This window comes from Rugamonas rivuli (assembly GCF_009380165.1).
Classification (GTDB): Bacteria; Pseudomonadota; Gammaproteobacteria; order Burkholderiales; family Burkholderiaceae_D; genus Rugamonas; species Rugamonas rivuli.
The window spans coordinates 1-15,649 of record NZ_WHUF01000007.1 but is presented as its reverse complement, the minus strand read 5'-3'; the positions used below and the strand labels follow the sequence as shown (position 1 = coordinate 15,649).

Genomic DNA, 15,649 nt, shown 5'->3' with positions numbered 1-15,649 from the left:
CGAGGCATGCGAGCGGAATTTGACTTCCGCGCCGCAGCTGGGACAGGAAACGATTTGCATTAGCCGAGCAGTTTTTTCAGCAGTTCGGCCTTGGTGCTGTCGTAGTCGGTAGCCGTGATCAAGCCCTTGTCGAGCAGACCTTTAAGTTTTTCCAAGCGCGCCTCGATCGAGTCCTCGGCCGGTGCGGCCGCAGCAGGTGCCGCCTGCGGCGCCAGCGTCGCACCGAGCGCCTGGCCCATCACCTGGCCCAGCTGCACGCCCGCGCCCAGGCCGACGCCGATGCCGGCCATGCCGCCCTCGTTCTGCGCCGCCAGCGGAATCGCGCTGGCCACCTGGTACTTGGTGAAGCCGGCCATCTTGTCGGCGCTCATGCCGCCCTTCATGCCGGCGGAGATGCGCTCGTCCAGCGCGGCCTGCAGTTCTTCCGGCAGGCTGACGCTGGCGACGTTGAATTCATCGAGGCCGATGCCGTAGCGGCCGAAGGCCGTGGCCAGGTCGCCCTTGACCTGCTGCGCCATCAACGCCTGGTTGGCCGCCATGTCGAGGAAGGGCACCTGCGCGCTGCCCAGCGAGCTGGCCATGCTCGCCATCAGGATGCCGCGCAGCTGGTCTTCCACCTCGTCGCGGGTGTAGGCCTCGCGGGTGCCGCTGATCTCCTTGAAGAACAGGCGCGGATCGGCCACGCGGTACGAGTACATGCCGAAGGCGCGCACGCGCACCATGTCGAAGTCCTTGTCGCGGATGGTGATCGGCTGCTGCGTGCCCCATTTGCGGCCGGTCTGCACGCGGGTGCTGAAATAATAGACATCCGACTTGAACGGCGAATCTAACAGCTTGTCCCAGTTTTTCAGGTTGGTCAGCACCGGCAGGGTCTGCGTGGTCAGCTTGTGGGTGCCGGGGCCGAACACGTCGGCGATCTGGCCTTCGTTGACGAACACCGCCATCTGCGATTCACGCACCACCAGCACGCCGCCGTTCTGGATCTCCTGGTCCTGCATCGGATAACGCCACGCCAGTACGCCGTCGACTTCCTCGTTCCATTGCAGTACGTCGATAAACTGCTTCTTGATAAAGCTGCCTAAGCCCATGATGGTCCTCGCTGAAAAATATTAGGAAATGCAGGCGCCGTTGATGACGCCGATGGAAATGGAGATAGCGCCCAGCAGGCCGCCGAAAGCGGCGTTGTTGGCTTCGATCTGGTCTTTCGACATGTTCAGCACGCGTGTCGCGATCGCGTAGGAGAGCATCTGCACCACCATGGCGCCGAAGGCCCAGGCCGCGAACTCGCGGTAATCGGCAGTATGCACCAGCGCTGAACCGATGGTGATGGAAAAACCTATCAGGGCCCCGCCCAGCGATAGCGCTGCGGCGAAATTCCCCTGTCGTATCAGCAGCACCTCGTCGAAAGGCGTCATCCACGTGTAGGCTTTGAAAAAGACGGCCAGCAGCACGGCAGCCAGCAAAAGATGGATCAGGTAGTTTAGGATGGCGGGCACGGCGCACCTTGGGTTAAAGTGGTTAACTTGCTAACGCTGAAACATATTAGAGCAAAAAGAGCTAAATGACCAAAAAGATTCTGATCCTGTCCGTCTTCGTCGTCGCTTCCTGCGGCCTTGCGTATGAATTGATCGCCGGCGCCCTGTCCAGTTATCTGCTGGGCGACTCCATCCTGCAATTTTCCACCATCATCGGCTGCTACCTGTTTGCGATGGGCGTGGGCGCGCACTTTTCCAAGTATGTCAGGGATGAGGATGTGCTGGCGCGCTTCGTGGATATCGAGCTGGCGGTCGGCCTGGTGGGCGGCTTGTCGGCGGCCGTGCTGTTCCTGACCTTCTCGTGGATGGCCGCTCCCTTCCGCACGCTGCTGTACGTGATGGTGTTCCTGATCGGCGCCTTCGTCGGCATGGAAGTGCCGCTGGTGATGCGCGCGCTCAACGAGCGCAAGACCGAGTTCAATGAGCTGGTCAGCCGCGTGCTGACCTTCGATTACCTGGGCGCGCTGGCGGTGTCGCTGCTGTTCCCGCTGGTGCTGGCGCCGTATCTGGGCCTGGTGCGTACCGGATTTTTGTTCGGCATGCTGAATGTCGGCGTCGCCCTGTGGACAATTATGGCTTTCCGCACAGAGCTGAAAAACGTCACCGGCCGCATGCTGCGCGCCGCCAGCGTGATGTGCGTGCTGATCTTCGGCTTCGCCTTCGCCGACAAGATGACTTACTGGGGCGAGCATGGCCTGTTCGGCGACGAGATCGTGTTCGCCACCACCACGCCCTACCAGCGGCTGGTGGTCACGCGCTGGAAGGATGACCTGCGCCTGTACATCAACGGCAACCTGCAATTCTCCTCGCGTGACGAGTACCGCTATCACGAAGCGCTGGTGCATCCGGTGCTGCAACCGCTGCCCTGGGCCAGGCGCGTGCTGGTGCTGGGCGGCGGCGACGGCCTGGCGCTGCGCGAAATCCTGCGCTATCCGAATATCGAACAGGTCACGCTGGTCGATCTCGACCCGGCGATGACGGGCGCCTTCTCCAAGCGCGAGGAGCTGGTCAAGCTCAATCACGGCTCCTTCAGCGACAAGCGGGTGCGCGTCATCAACGCCGATGCGGCGATCTGGCTGCAAAACAGCGACGACATGTTCGACGCCGTCATCGTCGACTTCCCCGATCCGTCCAGCTTCGCGCTGGGCAAGCTGTATTCGGTGCCGTTCTACGGCATGGTGAAGAAGCACCTGGCGGCCAATGGCCTGATGGTGGTGCAATCGACGTCGCCGTTCTTCGCGCCGCACGCCTACTGGACCATCGACGCTACCTTGCGTGAGGTCGGCCTCAAAACCCATCCCTACCACGCCTACGTGCCGTCGTTCGGCGAATGGGGCTTCATACTCGCCACGCCCCAGGCGCAGTACAAGCCGCCCACCGAGTACCGCCTGCCGATGCGCTACCTGAACGCCGACACCACGCGTGAGATGTTCATCTTCCCGCCGGATATGAAGGCCTTGCCGATGGAGCCTAACCGCCTCAACACGCAGTCGCTGGTGCACGAGTTCGAGCAGGACTGGCGCAGGGTGATACGCTGATGCTGCGCCGCTCCTTCCTCGTATGGGCTGGCGCCAGCGGCGTGGTGGCGGCGGGCAGCGTGGCCGGTTTTCAACGCTGGCAGGAAATCACGCCAACGGTCCACTATCCGGGCCGCGACGAGGGCCACTTCCTGCGAGACCGCCGCGCCTTGCCGCCGCCATCGCAAGTTATCCACACCGACGTCGCCATTCTCGGCTCCGGTGTGGCCGGCCTGACCGCCGCGTGGAAGCTCAATAAACTCGGCAAGACCGACATGCTGATGATCGACGGCCCCCAGCCGCACGGCAATGCCGCCGGCGGCGCTTTCGGCGACCTCGAATATCCGACCGGCGCGCACTACCTGCCGCTGCCGTCGCCGGAATCGGTGCACGTGCGCGAAATCCTGGCCGACCTGGGCATCATCCAGAAAGACCCGTACGCGGAGAAGCCTTACTACGACGAGCGTTTCATCCTGCACGGGCCGGAGGAAAGGCTGCTGTTCAACGGCCACTGGCAGGACGGCTTCATCCCCACCGACGGCGTGCCGCAGTGGGAGCGCGATGAACATGCGCGCTTCTTCGCCGAAGTGGCGCGGCTGCGCCAGACCCACGGCGCCGACGGCCGCCGCGTGTTCGTGTTCCCGACCGTGATGTCGTCGGAAGACCCGCAGTGGCAGGCGCTGGACCGCATCACGCTCAAGCAGTGGCTGGAGCAGGGCGGCTACAAATCGCCGACGCTGCACTGGTATCTGAACTACTGCTGCCGCGACGATTACGGCACGCGCTACGACCAGGTCTCGGCCTGGGCCGGCCTGCACTACTATTGCAGCCGCTGGGGCCAGGCCGCCAACGCCGGCAACGGCGCCTGGCTGACGTGGCCGGGAGGCTTGCAGCCGCTGGCTTCCGGCATCGAGCGCGCGTCCGGCGTCAAGCGCATGGCCGGTACCACGGTGTCGCTGAAAAAAACGGCGGACGGCGTCGAAGCGCTGTGCTTCAAGCTGGAAAACGGCAAGCCGTCCACCTATCTGGTCCGCGCCCGCAAGGCGATTTGCGCGATGCCAGTCTACGTGGCCGCAAGGGTTGTGGATAACATCGCCGCCTACGGTTTCGACGCGGCCAAACATATTCCCGAATACGCGCCGTGGATGGTGGCGAACTTCCTGCTCAAGCGCTTCCCGGACGAGCGCCCCAGCCAGCCGCTGTCCTGGGATAACGTGGTGTACAGCGAGCCGGGACTGGGCTTCGTCGTCTCCACGCACCAGGACATCCGCGTGCGCCCGCCCGAGAAGACCGTGTTCAGCGCCTACGTCGCGCTGTCGGACCGCAAGCCCAGCACCGCGCGCCACTGGATGGCGGCGGCCAAGCCGGAGGAGCTGCTGGCGCTGGCCAGCGCCGATCTGAAGGAAGCCTACGGCCCGCAGTTCGCCTCCTGCGTCGAGCGGGTCGACATCACGCTGCGCGGGCACGCGATGGCGTCGCCGTGGCCCAATTTCCGCAGCAACGCCGGCATGAAGGCCTTGCGCGAGGTCGATGGCCCCATCCTGTTCGCGCATGCCGACCTGTCGGGCTTCTCGGTTTTCGAGGAGGCCGCATGGTGGGGCTATCGCGCAGCAACCCTTGCCGCAAAGTGATAAGCTAATCCGATGACACATAACGCCCGCCAGCGCTTCGGCGCCTCCGCCAAACTCAAACTGCATGAAAAAGATGCAGACGACGCGGCTTTCTCCAGCCGCTCCGCCAATCCTGAACTGAGCAAATCCAAGGCCAAGGCGCTGGACCTGAAGCGCATCGCCGCGCTGATCGACCGCATTCGCGCCCTGCAGGACAAGCTGTACGCGCAGCACAAGCAGAAGGTGCTGCTGATCCTGCAAGGCATGGACACCTCCGGCAAGGACGGCACGATACGCGCCATGTTCAACGGCATCAGCCCGATGGGCATCCGCACCGCAGCCTTCAAGGCGCCGACCGACAATGAACTGGCCCACGACTACCTGTGGCGCGTGCATCAGCAGGTGCCGGTCAAGGGCGAGATCGCCATCTTCAACCGCAGCCACTACGAAGACGTGTTGATCACCAAGGTGCAGGGCATGATCGACGGCGACGAATGCCAGCGCCGCTACGCGCAGATCCGCGATTTCGAACGCATGCTGGCGGAGACGGGCACGGTGATCGTCAAGGTGTTCCTGCACATCTCGAAGGAAGAACAGCGCGAGCGCCTGCAGGAGCGGCTGGACGATCCCGACAAGCAGTGGAAATTCAACCCGGCCGACGTCGAGCAGCGCAAGAAGTGGAACGCCTACCAGCGCGCCTACGAACAGGCCATCCGCGAGACCAACGCGCCGCATGCGCCGTGGTATGTGGTGCCGGCCAATTCCAAGACCCACCGCAACCTGGTGGTCGCCAGCCTGCTGCTGGAGACTTTGGAAGGCATGGACCTGGCCTACCCCGAGCCGCATCCCGACCTGTCCTCGTTCACCGTGGAGTAAAGGAGCTACCCATGCTGCAACTGAAAGATCCCACCCTGCTGCGCCAGCAAGCCTATGTCGACGGCGCATGGCGCGATGCCGACAGCGGCGCCACGCTGGCCGTCACCAATCCCGCCACCGGCGAGCAGCTCGGCACCGTGCCGCTGATGGGCGCGGCCGAGACGCGCCGCGCCATCGCCGCCGCCAACGCAGCCTGGCCGGCCTGGCGCAAGAAGAGCGCCAAGGAACGCGCCGCCATCCTGCGCAAGTGGAATGACCTGATCCTGGAAAACACCGAAGACCTGGCGCAGCTGATGACGGCCGAACAGGGCAAGCCGCTGGCCGAATCGCGCGGCGAAGTCGCATACGGCGCATCCTTCATCGAATGGTTCGGCGAGGAAGCCAAGCGCGTGGCCGGCGAGACGCTGGCCTCGCCGTGGGCTGATCGCCGCCTGCTGGTGACGAAGGAGCCGATCGGCATCTGCGCCGCCATCACGCCGTGGAACTTCCCGATCGCGATGATTACCCGCAAGGCCGGTCCGGCGCTGGCCGCCGGCTGCCCGATGGTGCTCAAGCCGGCCGAATCGACGCCGTACTGTGCGCTGGCGCTGGCGGTATTGGCCGAGCGCGCGGGCGTGCCGGCCGGCGTGTTCAGCGTGGTGACGGGCACGCCGAAAGAGATCGGCGGCGAGATGACGTCCAACCCCACCGTGCGCAAGCTGACCTTCACCGGTTCGACGGCGGTGGGCCGTCTGCTGATGGAGCAGAGTGCCAAGACCATCAAGAAGCTGTCGCTGGAACTGGGCGGCAACGCGCCCTTCATCGTGTTCGACGACGCCGACCTCGATGCTGCGGTGGAGGGCGCGCTGGCGTCCAAGTACCGCAACGCCGGCCAGACCTGCGTGTGCGCCAACCGCCTGTACGTGCAGGATGGCGTGTATGAAAAATTCGCCGAGAAGCTGGTGGCCGCCGTGGCTAAACTGAAGGTCGGTAACGGCGCGGAAGAGGGCGTCACGCAAGGCCCGCTGATCGACGAGAAGGCGGTGCAGAAGGTCGAGCAGCACGTGGCCGACGCGCTGTCCAAGGGCGGCCGCCTGCTGGCCGGCGGCAAGCGCCACGCACTGGGCCACAGCTTCTTCGAGCCGACCGTGATCGCCGACGTCACCAGCGACATGATCGTCGCCACCGAGGAGACCTTTGGTCCGCTGGCGCCGCTGTTCCGCTTCAGCACCGATGAGGAAGCCGTGGAGCTGGCCAACAGCACCGAGTTCGGCCTGGCCAGCTATTTCTATTCGCGCGACATCGGCCGTATCTGGCGCGTGGCGGAAGGGCTGGAGAGCGGCATGGTCGGCGTCAACACCGGCCTGATCTCCAACGAGATCGCACCGTTCGGCGGCGTCAAGCAATCGGGCCTGGGCCGCGAAGGTTCGCACTACGGCCTGGATGATTTCCTGGTCATCAAATACATCTGCATGGGTGGCATCTAGGCGCCTATCTGGCGCGCAGCCGCACCAGCAGCGTGGCCGGCGCAACGCCGGTCAGCCGGTCGACCATGTGCTTGACGGCCGCCATCTGGCGGCCCGATTGCAGCGCGTAGCGCGGGTCGTCGTAGGCAAACCAATCCCAGCATGCATTGGGATTGGTGTACGGGTAGATCGCCGACGCCTGCGGATACAGGATCACCAGCTTGTTGCTGTCGGCCCAGGCGTTGTAGCCGGCGTGCTCGACGAAGGTGGGGCCGATGTTGTCCAGGTCTTGCAGGCAGCCATGGAAGGCCACGTGCAGCCTGCAGCCCGCGCCGCTGTTGCCGTCGCAAGCCTTGGGCACGTACAGGTAGCCGGTGCCGGCCATGCCGTGCCAGCCCGGCAGCGACAAGAATTCCGACTGGTCGAAGGCGATCAAGCGCCCGCCTGGCGCGGCGTTGTTGCGCGGCGAGAGCGGGCCGTACAGCCAGCGCAGCAGTTCGCCGGCCGCATCGTAGCCGCAGTTGTTGATGTAGGGACTGCCCAATGTGTTGCAGCTGCTGCCGTACTGGTCGGTGGGCATCGCGTGCTCGGCCGGCAGGGTGCGGGTATAGGAGATATGGTCGGCGTCGATGTAGTGGCGATAGTAGAAATACAGGTCGGTCATCACCGGCTGCGGCACGACGGAATCGGCGCTGCCTGACAGCATCCAGACATGGTGGCCGGCCAGCGCGGCGGTCGGGTCGATGCTGCCGGCGCCGGCGAACCAGTCAGTGAAGGCGATCAGGTCGTCGATGCGGGTGCCGCCGGGGCGCACCCGGCAGGTGAACAGCTCGGTGGTGCAGCTGCAGCTGGTGGTGGCGGTGAACACGCTACCCTGCGAGCAGAAGTAGGGGCCGCCGGCGATCACGCCGGCACCGCGTACCGTCTGCGAGAACGCCACCTCGAACTGCACCGCCATGTAGGCGCCGGAGGACAGGCCGGACACCGTCACTTGCGTCGTGCTCATGTTCGGCAGCGCCACCACCTGCGCCCGGGCGGTTGCGCCCCACAGGCCGATGAGCCACAGGCACAGCAAACACAGCATCTTCATGATAGGCCTCCTGGCGCCGGGACGGAAATTCAGTGTGGGGCAGGGGCGGGCGGTTTGCTTAATTTCGCTCAATCGTGCGCGGGGCGGAAAAGCTTATTCGCGGGCTCGGCAAGCAGGTTGCGCGAGTTTGGCATAAAATGGTTTTTTACCTTTTGCGGCCGCCCATCATGTCCAAGACCTTTGCCCAGTTGTGCCTAGTTTCCTCGCTGACCCTGCTGGCCAGCGCGTCTGTGTTTGCGCAGGCGCCGGCGGCCGCACCATCTGCCGCGCCGGCCGCGGCCGCGGGCAGTTGCCCGGCCATCCTCAAGCAGAACTTCAAGCGCCTGCAGGACGATACGCCGCAGGACCTGTGCCAGTACGCGGGCAAGGTGATACTGGTGGTCAACACGGCCAGCTACTGCGGCTTCACCAACCAGTACGAAGGCCTGGAGGCGATGTACGCCAAATACAGCGGCAAGGGTCTGGTGGTGCTGGGCTTCCCGTCGAACGACTTCGGCCAGCAGGAGCCGGGCAGCAGCAAGGAGATCGCCGATTTTTGCTACAACACCTACGGCGTGAAGTTCCCGATGTTCGCCAAGTCGGTTGTATCGGGCAAGGAACCGAATCCGCTGTTCGCCAACCTGATCAAAATCACCGGCAAGGCGCCGGCCTGGAACTTCCACAAATACCTGATCGATCGCAACGGCAAGGTTGTGGACAACTTCGGCAGCAAGGTCACGCCGTCGGACAAGCAACTGGTCGGCGCGGTGGAAAAAGCGCTGGCGATGTAAGCGTCGTCGTTGACGGCTAGTCGATCTTGTAGCGCCTCTGCAGTGCTTTCAGATCGCCGGACGCTTCCATCTTGTGCATGCCGTCGGCCAGTGCGCGTATCCAGGTTTCGGCCCGGATATCCTGCGTCGCAAAACCGATGGTCAGGGGTAGTTCATGGTCGAGGCAGCCTGCCTGGCGGATACGGCCGACCACGTCAAGCCGCTTGCTCAACTGCGCCATCACGGCGGTGTGTTCCAGCATGACGCGATAGCGTCCACCCAGTAACTTCTGCACATTGGTCGTACCGGCCGATGCGCCGTAAGCGAGCGCGATCAGGGCAGGCTTGCGCCGGTTTTCGGCAATGTAGGCATCCATCGGCCCGTCATCGTAGCCGTAGTCGTCGATCACACCCACCACCAGTGTTTTAAGCGAGCCGATGGAGTGGAAACTCCAGTCATCGTCCGCCCGCGTGTAGAAGCAGGCCCGCGACTGCGCCAGGGGCGCGCTCAGATGCAGGCGCCGGTCGATCGGGGGAGCGTAGACGCCTTCGATATCGCCATGCGCCGTTTGGGTGATGGCCCGGTTGAGCGGCATGAGCACCGGCTCCACCCGATACCCTTCCAGCGCCATCGCCATCGAGGTCAGGTCCACCAGATAGCCACTGGGAGGTTTGCCTTCGGCCGCGCACACAAACGGGCACCAATCGTCCGAGCCCAGGCGGATCAGCGGGCCGGCTTGCGCCAGGCCCGAGGACGCCAGCAGGCAAGCGAGCAGCGCAGCGGTGAATAGCCGGCTTGCGTTGATGGTCATGCGGCGCTCCCAGTGCGGATGGTGAGCTAATAGTATCGCCAAACGCGGTTCGCCGGCGCGCTGAACTTTTGCATACGGCAGAGGTCTACCAGTAATGGCTGCCTCGGCGGCTCAATTGTCGATGGAGGAGGACGTTATGGCGCATATCGCAAAAAAGCTTGTGGCCAAACTGGCCGAACTAAAATCCAGCGGGTTAATTGTTCTCCCGGTTGGCGGCATAGTCATCCGGGAGAACCAGCCGACTGCCTGGCAATTGGTGCGGCAGCGCGGCGATTTCCTGGTCGCACCAGGCGTCAATCTTGACCTTGAGCCTGGCACGCCTGTTTTTCGTGCCGATCCACAAGACCCCAATTTGGTTATCCGAGAGCTGGACGGCCGAGCGGTGAGGGGCTATTTTAAAGCCGGAAAGTTTGTCGCAATCTCGTGACCATGGGTCTCTTCCGCGCAGCACCACCAGTCATATCAATGCCCTCTCGTTCACCGTCCTTACACTGGCGGTACGTAGAACGTCATTCAGGAGGCAATATGATCAGGCAGATGGCTGCATGGATAGCGCGGAACTACTGGCGTTTCTCCCCGATGAACCTGTACGAGAAATTCGAGCGGCACCGCTTCGACAGCAGGCATGGGGTGGATACGCAAATCGATGTCCACTTGGCCGATCTGAACATCGACAGCCCCAACAAGCGGCACGGCAACCGCTACCATGCCACGCCCCCGGTATCGTTCCGGCGCGTCTTGAAAAAGCTGAAGGTGAATCTTGCCGACTACACCTTCATCGATTTTGGCTCCGGCAAAGGCCGGACCTTGCTGATGGCGAGCGATTTTCCGTTCAAGCGCATTATCGGCGTCGAATTCGGAGAGCAATTGCATCGGCATGCCGTCGCCAACATTCAACGCTACAAGGCCAGGCACGACACGCACATTCAATCGCTCAATGTCGACGCCACGCAGTTCCCCTTGCCCGACGGCCCGTTGATCCTGTATTTTTTCAACCCCTTCGATGAGATCGTATTGCGGCAGGTGCTTGCCAATATCCGGCAAGCCGCGTCTGCGTCGAAGCGCAAGATTTTCATCCTGTATCTCTACCTGCAAAACGAAGAGTTGTTCCAGGAGTCTGGCGCGTTTTCACTGGTCTTCCGCTGGCATCGATTCGATGCCTTTGAATGCCGGCTTGCTTAAGGCGAAGCCCTCATCCACCCAGCCGGTGATCCCGCCCGGCATCAGTTTGACCGGCCGCCCCAGTTGCGCCAGCCGTACCGCCGCGCGTGCCGCGCCGTTGCAATGCGGGCCGGCGCAGTACACGACGAACAGCGTGTCGGCCGGGAACTCGGCCAGCTTGGAAGCGATGATCTTGCGGTGCGCCAGGTCCAGCGCGCCCGGCACGTGGCCTGCGGCGTATTTCTCCGTGCCGCGCACATCCAGCAGGACGAAATCCTGCGGGCCGTTGGTCAGCGCATCATGCACATCCCAGCAGTCGGTTTCATAGCTGAAGCTCGCTTCGAAGCGGGCCAGCGCATCGCTGCTGGCGGCTGCGGGAATGGCGGCGACATGGGACTTGGCGGACATCGTTTTCTCCTTCGTTGAGTGGACAGTGGCGCCATTGTGCGGCGCCGCCGCCATCGCCGGCAGTGGCGCACAAGCCATTCTGCGTTAAGATTACGCCATGAAAAAACACCTGGTCGTCGCACTGGCCTATGACCGCTTGTGCACCTTCGAGTTCGGCTGCACGGTCGAACTGTTCGCGCTGGAACGCCCCGAGCTGGAGGTGGACTGGTACGACTTCGCGGTCTGCGCCGTCGAGCCGGGGCCGATCCGCGCCGCCGGCGGCATCACCGTGCAGGCGCCGTACACGCCCGAGCTGCTGGAGCGTGCCGACACCATCGTCATCCCCGGCTGGCGCGACGCCGACGAACTGCCGCCGCCGGCCATGCTGGAGCTGATACGCGCCGCCCACCGGCGCGGCGCCCGTCTGTGCTCGATCTGTTCCGGCGTGTTCGTGCTGGCCGCCGCCGGCGTGCTGGACGGCCAGCGCGCCACCACCCACTGGCGCTATGCCGACCGCCTGGCCCAGCGTTATCCACGGATCCAGGTCCAGCCCGACCATCTGTACGTGGACAACGGCCAGGTCGTCACCGCCGCCGGTTCCGCCGCCGGCCTCGACATGCTGCTGCACCTGGTGCGGCGCGACTATGGCGCCAAGGTCGGCAACCAGGTGGCGCAGCGGCTGGTGGTGGCGCCGCATCGCGAAGGCGGCCAGGCGCAGTTCCTGCCCCGGCCGATGGCGCAGGGCGAACAGGGCCGCCTGTCGCGCCTGATGGACTGGCTGCGCAGCCATCCGGGCCAGCCGCACACCGTCGCCAGCATGGCCGAACGCGCCGCGATGAGTCCGCGCACCCTGCAGCGCCAGTTCCAGCAGGCCACCGGCCTCGGCCCCGTCGAATGGCTGACACGCGAACGCGTCGCCCTCGTCAAGGAAATGCTGGAGGTGCCGGACGTGCCGCTGGCGCAGATCGCCGAACGCGCCGGTTTCGGGTCGGAGGAATCGCTGCGCCACCACTTCCGCCGGCTGGCTTCCACCACGCCGGGCGCCTATCGCCGCCGCTTCACGCACGCCGGCTGAGATGAAAAATAGTCCAAATGGACTGTTCTTGATAGGCAATTCTTGATTTATAATTGACAATGTTGGTTGCCAAAAGGGTTATGGTTCCATTTTGTCATACGGATTCTTCACTACCTCCCTGCACCAGCGAGGCCGTGCCAAGCGGAGCACGGCGTTTTCCTCTCTTTATCGATACTAGGAACCCGACATGGACCCCTTTCTGGGCGAAATCAGGATGATGCCTTTCCACTTCACGCCCAGAGGCTGGGCGCGGTGCGATGGGCAGCTCATGTCCATCCAGCAGAACGCGGCGTTGTTTTCGTTGCTGGGTACTTACTACGGCGGCGATGGCATCAGGACCTTCGCGCTGCCCGATATGCGCGGGCGCACGCCTTTGCACTACAACGACTCTTACTGGCTGGGCTCGTCCGGCGGCGAGGAAACGCATGCGCTGTCCAGCGCGGAAATGCCGGCGCACAGCCACACGCTGCAGGGCAGCACGGCGCCGGCCGTCACCGGCACGCCGGCCAACGCCGTGCTGGGCGCCAAGGGGCGCTTCGGCCGCGATCTGATGGGGCCGGTCAATTCCAGTATGGCGCCGGCCTCGGTGGCCATCGCCGGCGGCGGCCAGCCGCACCAGAACATGCAGCCTTACCTGGTGGTGCCGTTCATGATCGCCATTAACGGCATTTATCCACCCCGATCCTAGGCCACCCATGAGTGAAGCGTTTATTGGCGAGATCCGCCTGTTTGCGGGCCAGCGCCCTCCGAGCAACTGGGCGTTCTGCGACGGCCAGCTGATGTCGATTGCCGAATACCAGGCGCTGTACACGCTGCTGCAGACCACCTACGGCGGCGACGGCGTGCAGACGTTCGCACTGCCGGACTTGCGCGGGCGCGTGCCGCGGCATGAAGGCCAGGGCCCCGGCCTGGCGTATCATCAGGCGGGCGAGCAGGGCGGTTCCGAAACCGTCACGCTGCAATCGCAACATATGCCTGGGCACAGCCACGCGCTGGCGGCCAGCCTGGACCGGGCCACGCCGGCGTATGGCCAGGGCGCGGCGGGCGGCTTCGCCAACACCGGCGGCACCCCGGTCTACGGCCTGGCCGGCGGCGGCGTCGCGGCGATGCGGGCGGATACGCTCACGACCACCGGCGGCTCCCAGCCGCACAACAATATGGCGCCGTATCTGGGCCTTCAATTCATCATTGCGCTGTCGGGAATTTACCCGTCGCAGAACTGAGGGGACGATGCTATGAGCGACCAATTTATCGGCGAAATCCGCACCTTTGCATTTAACTTTATGCCCCAGGGCTGGGCCGTCTGCAATGGCCAGCTGCTGTCGATCCAGCAGAACACGGCGCTGTTCGCGGTGCTGGGCACGACCTACGGCGGCGACGGCCGGGCCACTTTCGGCCTGCCGAACCTGCAGGGGCGCATGCCCTTGCATGTGGGCGGCAGCCAGGCGCCGGGCTTGAGCGAACGCTCCCTGGGCGAGCAGGGCGGCGTGACGTCGGTCACGCTGGGGCCGGAACATCTGCCCCAGCACACCCACAGCGTCAACGCGCTGACCGCCGCCGGCACCCAGGCGGCCCCCGGCCCGTCGACGCTGCTGGCCGACGGCGGCCCGGTGCCGCTGTACACCGGGTTTGGCGGCGGCATGGCGGCGCGCGGCACGAGCAGCGCGGCCGGCAGCAGCCAGGCGCACAACAATATGCCGCCCTACCTGGCGCTCAATTTCTGCATCGCCTTGCAGGGCGAATTCCCGGCCCCATGACGTACCGGCGTTCCCCGGACGCCAGCTGATAACCAACGGAGAACCACCATGATGAAACGCCGCGATCTTTTGAAAATGGGCGGCAGTTCGCTGGCGCTGGCCGGCCTGGGCCTGGCGGCGCCGGCACGCGCCGGCGACCCGCAGGCCGGCGTCGAGGCGGCCGCCGGCAACGCCTACCGCTGGTCGCTGGACGGCGCCCGCGCGCTGGTCGGCCAGCAGTTCTGGCTCAACGACCCGGAACGCGGCGCGATCGCCCTGACGCTGGAAAAGCTGCGCGAAGTGCCGGCGCGGGCCGCGGCCTCCGCCGGCCCGGTGGTCGAGCAGTTCACGCTGTACTTCGCCGGCCCGGCCGGCGCCGTCCTGGCCGCCCGCAACTACGAAATGGACCACGCCCAGATCGGCCGCTTCGCGCTGTCCCTGGCGCTGGCGGAAAAGCGCACCGGCTCCTACGTTTACCGCGCCGAATTCAGCCTGCTGGTCTGAGTCCGCCATCGTCCTCCTTCCCCGCTGTACCCAACCCCGTACGGATCCCTGATCATGCATAAACACGCCTCCGCCAACCGCTTCTACCGACTCGTCTGGAGTCATGTGCATGCCTGCTGGGTCGCCGTCGCCGAAGGCGCGCGCGGGCAGGGCAAGAGCGGTTCGACCCGGCGCGCAGCGCGCCGGCTGGGCGTGCTGCTGGCGCTGGGGACGGCCGGCGGCGCGGCGCTGGCGGGGCCGCCCGCCGTCAATGCGCTGCCGGGCGGCGCGCAGCTGGTGGCCGGCCAGGCGTCCATCGCCACCAGCGGCAACCAGATGACGGTCACCCAGGGCAGCAACCAGGCCATCCTCAACTGGCAGCGCTTCGACATCGGCGCCAACGCCGCCGTGCGCTTCGACCAGCCGTCGGCCTCGGCGGTGGCGCTGAACCGGGTGATCGGCGGCGACCCGTCCCAGATCTACGGCAAGCTGTCGTCCAACGGCAGCGTGTTCCTGATCAATCCGCAGGGCGTGCTGTTCGGCGCCGGCGCCCAGGTCGACGTCGGCGCCCTCAGCGCCTCGTCGCTGAACCTGTCGGACAGCGCCTTCCTCGGCGGCCGCTATGACTACGCAGGCAGCAGCGGCGCCGGCGCCGTGCGCAACGACGGCAGCATCCGCGCCGCCGCCGGCGGCTATGTGGCGCTGATCGGCCCGTCGGTGGTCAACCACGGCAGCATCAGCGCGCCGCAGGGCAGCGTGGCGCTGGCGGCCGGCGAGCAGGTCAGCATCGATCTGCGCGGCGACGGCCTGATCGGCGTGCGCACCACGCGCGGCGCACTGCGGGCGCTGGCGGAAAACAGCGGTGTGATCAGCGCCGACGCCGGCCATGTCGTGCTCAGCGCGGCGGCGGCCGATGCCCTGACCCGCTCCACCGTCAACAACAGCGGCCTGGTGCAGGCGCGCGGCCTGGTGGCCGACGGCGGCAGCATCCGCCTGGTCGGCGACGGCGACGTCCATGCCGGCGCGCTCGACGCCTCCAGCCGCAGCGGCGCCGGCGGCGCCATCGCGGTCGGCGGCCAGTTCGTCGCGCTGGACGGCGCGCTCAACGCCGACGGCGCGCGCGGCGGCAGCATCGCCGTCCAGGCCGGCGGCAACCTGTCGGTGTCGGCGGCGG

The 15,649-nt window shown here is 65.2% G+C and carries 18 protein-coding genes; 13 read left to right on the top strand and 5 right to left on the bottom strand.

The window, feature by feature from the left end; translation table 11 throughout:
• Positions 1 to 59: 59 nt before the first annotated feature.
• On the bottom strand, positions 60 to 1,088 hold the full coding sequence (locus tag GEV01_RS23785; RefSeq protein ID WP_152807959.1) for an SPFH domain-containing protein: 1,029 nt from the start codon (positions 1,086 to 1,088) through the stop codon (positions 60 to 62).
• Positions 1,089 to 1,109: 21 nt separating this feature from the next.
• Positions 1,110 to 1,496 carry a DUF350 domain-containing protein gene (locus GEV01_RS23780; RefSeq protein WP_328595606.1) on the bottom strand — a complete coding sequence of 129 codons (387 nt, stop codon included), beginning with the start codon at positions 1,494 to 1,496 and terminating at the stop codon, positions 1,110 to 1,112.
• Positions 1,497 to 1,561: 65 nt separating this feature from the next.
• On the opposite strand from GEV01_RS23780, the gene GEV01_RS23775 reads away from it, so the two are divergent.
• Genes GEV01_RS23775 through gabD form a run of 4 tightly spaced genes read left to right on the top strand, consistent with a single transcriptional unit; the run spans position 1,562 to position 7,004 of the window.
• A complete protein-coding gene (locus GEV01_RS23775) occupies positions 1,562 to 3,073 on the top strand; it encodes a polyamine aminopropyltransferase (protein WP_152807958.1) in 1,512 nt (503 codons plus the stop codon).
• Positions 3,073 to 4,683 carry an NAD(P)-binding protein gene (locus tag GEV01_RS23770; RefSeq protein WP_152807957.1) on the top strand — a complete coding sequence of 537 codons (1,611 nt, stop codon included), beginning with the start codon at positions 3,073 to 3,075 and terminating at the stop codon, positions 4,681 to 4,683. Before GEV01_RS23775 ends, GEV01_RS23770 begins: the two co-directional genes overlap by 1 nt.
• A 12-nt stretch (positions 4,684 to 4,695) precedes the next feature.
• On the top strand, positions 4,696 to 5,538 hold the full coding sequence (locus GEV01_RS23765) for a polyphosphate kinase 2 family protein (RefSeq protein ID WP_152807956.1): 843 nt from the start codon (positions 4,696 to 4,698) through the stop codon (positions 5,536 to 5,538).
• A gap of 11 nt (positions 5,539 to 5,549) precedes the next feature.
• A complete protein-coding gene (gabD, locus tag GEV01_RS23760; protein ID WP_152807955.1) occupies positions 5,550 to 7,004 on the top strand; it encodes an NADP-dependent succinate-semialdehyde dehydrogenase in 1,455 nt (484 codons plus the stop codon).
• 4 nt (positions 7,005 to 7,008) lie between these two features.
• On the opposite strand, the gene GEV01_RS23755 is transcribed toward gabD, so the two are convergent.
• Complete coding sequence (locus GEV01_RS23755) at positions 7,009 to 8,073, bottom strand: extracellular catalytic domain type 2 short-chain-length polyhydroxyalkanoate depolymerase (RefSeq protein ID WP_235914549.1); 1,065 nt, start codon at positions 8,071 to 8,073, stop codon at positions 7,009 to 7,011.
• 167 nt (positions 8,074 to 8,240) lie between these two features.
• On the opposite strand from GEV01_RS23755, the gene GEV01_RS23750 reads away from it, so the two are divergent.
• Complete coding sequence (locus tag GEV01_RS23750; RefSeq protein WP_152807954.1) at positions 8,241 to 8,843, top strand: glutathione peroxidase; 603 nt, start codon at positions 8,241 to 8,243, stop codon at positions 8,841 to 8,843.
• A gap of 16 nt (positions 8,844 to 8,859) precedes the next feature.
• Here GEV01_RS23750 and GEV01_RS23745 read toward each other — a convergent pair whose 3' ends face one another.
• A complete protein-coding gene (locus GEV01_RS23745; RefSeq protein ID WP_152807953.1) occupies positions 8,860 to 9,675 on the bottom strand; it encodes a substrate-binding periplasmic protein in 816 nt (271 codons plus the stop codon).
• A 94-nt stretch (positions 9,676 to 9,769) separates the two neighbouring features.
• Between GEV01_RS23745 and GEV01_RS23740 the strand changes: the two genes are divergently transcribed.
• Both GEV01_RS23740 and GEV01_RS23735 read left to right on the top strand, forming a co-directional pair.
• The gene (locus GEV01_RS23740) at positions 9,770 to 10,060 is read left to right on the top strand and encodes a hypothetical protein (RefSeq protein WP_152807952.1); all 291 of its coding nucleotides are present in this window, start codon (positions 9,770 to 9,772) and stop codon (positions 10,058 to 10,060) included.
• A 98-nt stretch (positions 10,061 to 10,158) separates the two neighbouring features.
• Positions 10,159 to 10,815 carry a class I SAM-dependent methyltransferase gene (locus GEV01_RS23735; protein ID WP_175023200.1) on the top strand — a complete coding sequence of 219 codons (657 nt, stop codon included), beginning with the start codon at positions 10,159 to 10,161 and terminating at the stop codon, positions 10,813 to 10,815.
• On the opposite strand, the gene GEV01_RS23730 is transcribed toward GEV01_RS23735, so the two are convergent.
• Positions 10,762 to 11,202, bottom strand: coding sequence for a rhodanese-like domain-containing protein (locus GEV01_RS23730; RefSeq protein WP_152807950.1), 441 nt, complete (start codon positions 11,200 to 11,202; stop codon positions 10,762 to 10,764). The genes GEV01_RS23735 and GEV01_RS23730 overlap by 54 nt on opposite strands.
• 97 nt (positions 11,203 to 11,299) lie before the next feature.
• On the opposite strand from GEV01_RS23730, the gene ftrA reads away from it, so the two are divergent.
• From ftrA to GEV01_RS23700, 6 genes are all read left to right on the top strand, one after another.
• The gene (gene ftrA, locus GEV01_RS23725; protein WP_152807949.1) at positions 11,300 to 12,256 is read left to right on the top strand and encodes a transcriptional regulator FtrA; all 957 of its coding nucleotides are present in this window, start codon (positions 11,300 to 11,302) and stop codon (positions 12,254 to 12,256) included.
• 187 nt (positions 12,257 to 12,443) lie between these two features.
• Positions 12,444 to 12,944, top strand: a complete 501-nt coding sequence (locus GEV01_RS23720; RefSeq protein WP_152807948.1) for a phage tail protein — start codon at positions 12,444 to 12,446, stop codon at positions 12,942 to 12,944.
• A 7-nt stretch (positions 12,945 to 12,951) separates the two neighbouring features.
• Positions 12,952 to 13,479 carry a phage tail protein gene (locus tag GEV01_RS23715; RefSeq protein ID WP_152807947.1) on the top strand — a complete coding sequence of 176 codons (528 nt, stop codon included), beginning with the start codon at positions 12,952 to 12,954 and terminating at the stop codon, positions 13,477 to 13,479.
• A 12-nt stretch (positions 13,480 to 13,491) separates the two neighbouring features.
• Positions 13,492 to 14,013: a phage tail protein gene (locus GEV01_RS23710; RefSeq protein WP_152807946.1), complete on the top strand. Its 522-nt coding sequence runs from the start codon at positions 13,492 to 13,494 to the stop codon at positions 14,011 to 14,013.
• A gap of 48 nt (positions 14,014 to 14,061) precedes the next feature.
• Positions 14,062 to 14,496, top strand: a complete 435-nt coding sequence (locus GEV01_RS23705) for a DUF6916 family protein (RefSeq protein WP_152807945.1) — start codon at positions 14,062 to 14,064, stop codon at positions 14,494 to 14,496.
• A gap of 54 nt (positions 14,497 to 14,550) precedes the next feature.
• Positions 14,551 to 15,649, top strand: a 1,099-nt coding sequence (locus GEV01_RS23700) for a two-partner secretion domain-containing protein (RefSeq protein ID WP_152807944.1), incomplete at its 3' end; no start/stop codon positions are given.

What these genes read in the sequence shown, in the direction of transcription:
- GEV01_RS23785 (WP_152807959.1), bottom strand. Translation starts at nt 1,088, where the DNA reads ATGGGCTTAGGCAGCTTTATCAAGAAGCAGTTTATCGACGTACTGCAA.
- GEV01_RS23775 (WP_152807958.1), top strand. Translation starts at nt 1,562, where the DNA reads ATGACCAAAAAGATTCTGATCCTGTCCGTCTTCGTCGTCGCTTCCTGC.
- GEV01_RS23770 (WP_152807957.1), top strand. Translation starts at nt 3,073, where the DNA reads ATGCTGCGCCGCTCCTTCCTCGTATGGGCTGGCGCCAGCGGCGTGGTG.
- GEV01_RS23765 (WP_152807956.1), top strand. Translation starts at nt 4,696, where the DNA reads ATGACACATAACGCCCGCCAGCGCTTCGGCGCCTCCGCCAAACTCAAA.
- gabD (WP_152807955.1), top strand. Translation starts at nt 5,550, where the DNA reads ATGCTGCAACTGAAAGATCCCACCCTGCTGCGCCAGCAAGCCTATGTC.
- GEV01_RS23755 (WP_235914549.1), bottom strand. Translation starts at nt 8,073, where the DNA reads ATGAAGATGCTGTGTTTGCTGTGCCTGTGGCTCATCGGCCTGTGGGGC.
- GEV01_RS23750 (WP_152807954.1), top strand. Translation starts at nt 8,241, where the DNA reads ATGTCCAAGACCTTTGCCCAGTTGTGCCTAGTTTCCTCGCTGACCCTG.
- GEV01_RS23740 (WP_152807952.1), top strand. Translation starts at nt 9,770, where the DNA reads ATGGCGCATATCGCAAAAAAGCTTGTGGCCAAACTGGCCGAACTAAAA.
- GEV01_RS23735 (WP_175023200.1), top strand. Translation starts at nt 10,159, where the DNA reads ATGATCAGGCAGATGGCTGCATGGATAGCGCGGAACTACTGGCGTTTC.
- GEV01_RS23730 (WP_152807950.1), bottom strand. Translation starts at nt 11,202, where the DNA reads ATGTCCGCCAAGTCCCATGTCGCCGCCATTCCCGCAGCCGCCAGCAGC.
- ftrA (WP_152807949.1), top strand. Translation starts at nt 11,300, where the DNA reads ATGAAAAAACACCTGGTCGTCGCACTGGCCTATGACCGCTTGTGCACC.
- GEV01_RS23720 (WP_152807948.1), top strand. Translation starts at nt 12,444, where the DNA reads ATGGACCCCTTTCTGGGCGAAATCAGGATGATGCCTTTCCACTTCACG.
- GEV01_RS23715 (WP_152807947.1), top strand. Translation starts at nt 12,952, where the DNA reads ATGAGTGAAGCGTTTATTGGCGAGATCCGCCTGTTTGCGGGCCAGCGC.
- GEV01_RS23710 (WP_152807946.1), top strand. Translation starts at nt 13,492, where the DNA reads ATGAGCGACCAATTTATCGGCGAAATCCGCACCTTTGCATTTAACTTT.
- GEV01_RS23705 (WP_152807945.1), top strand. Translation starts at nt 14,062, where the DNA reads ATGATGAAACGCCGCGATCTTTTGAAAATGGGCGGCAGTTCGCTGGCG.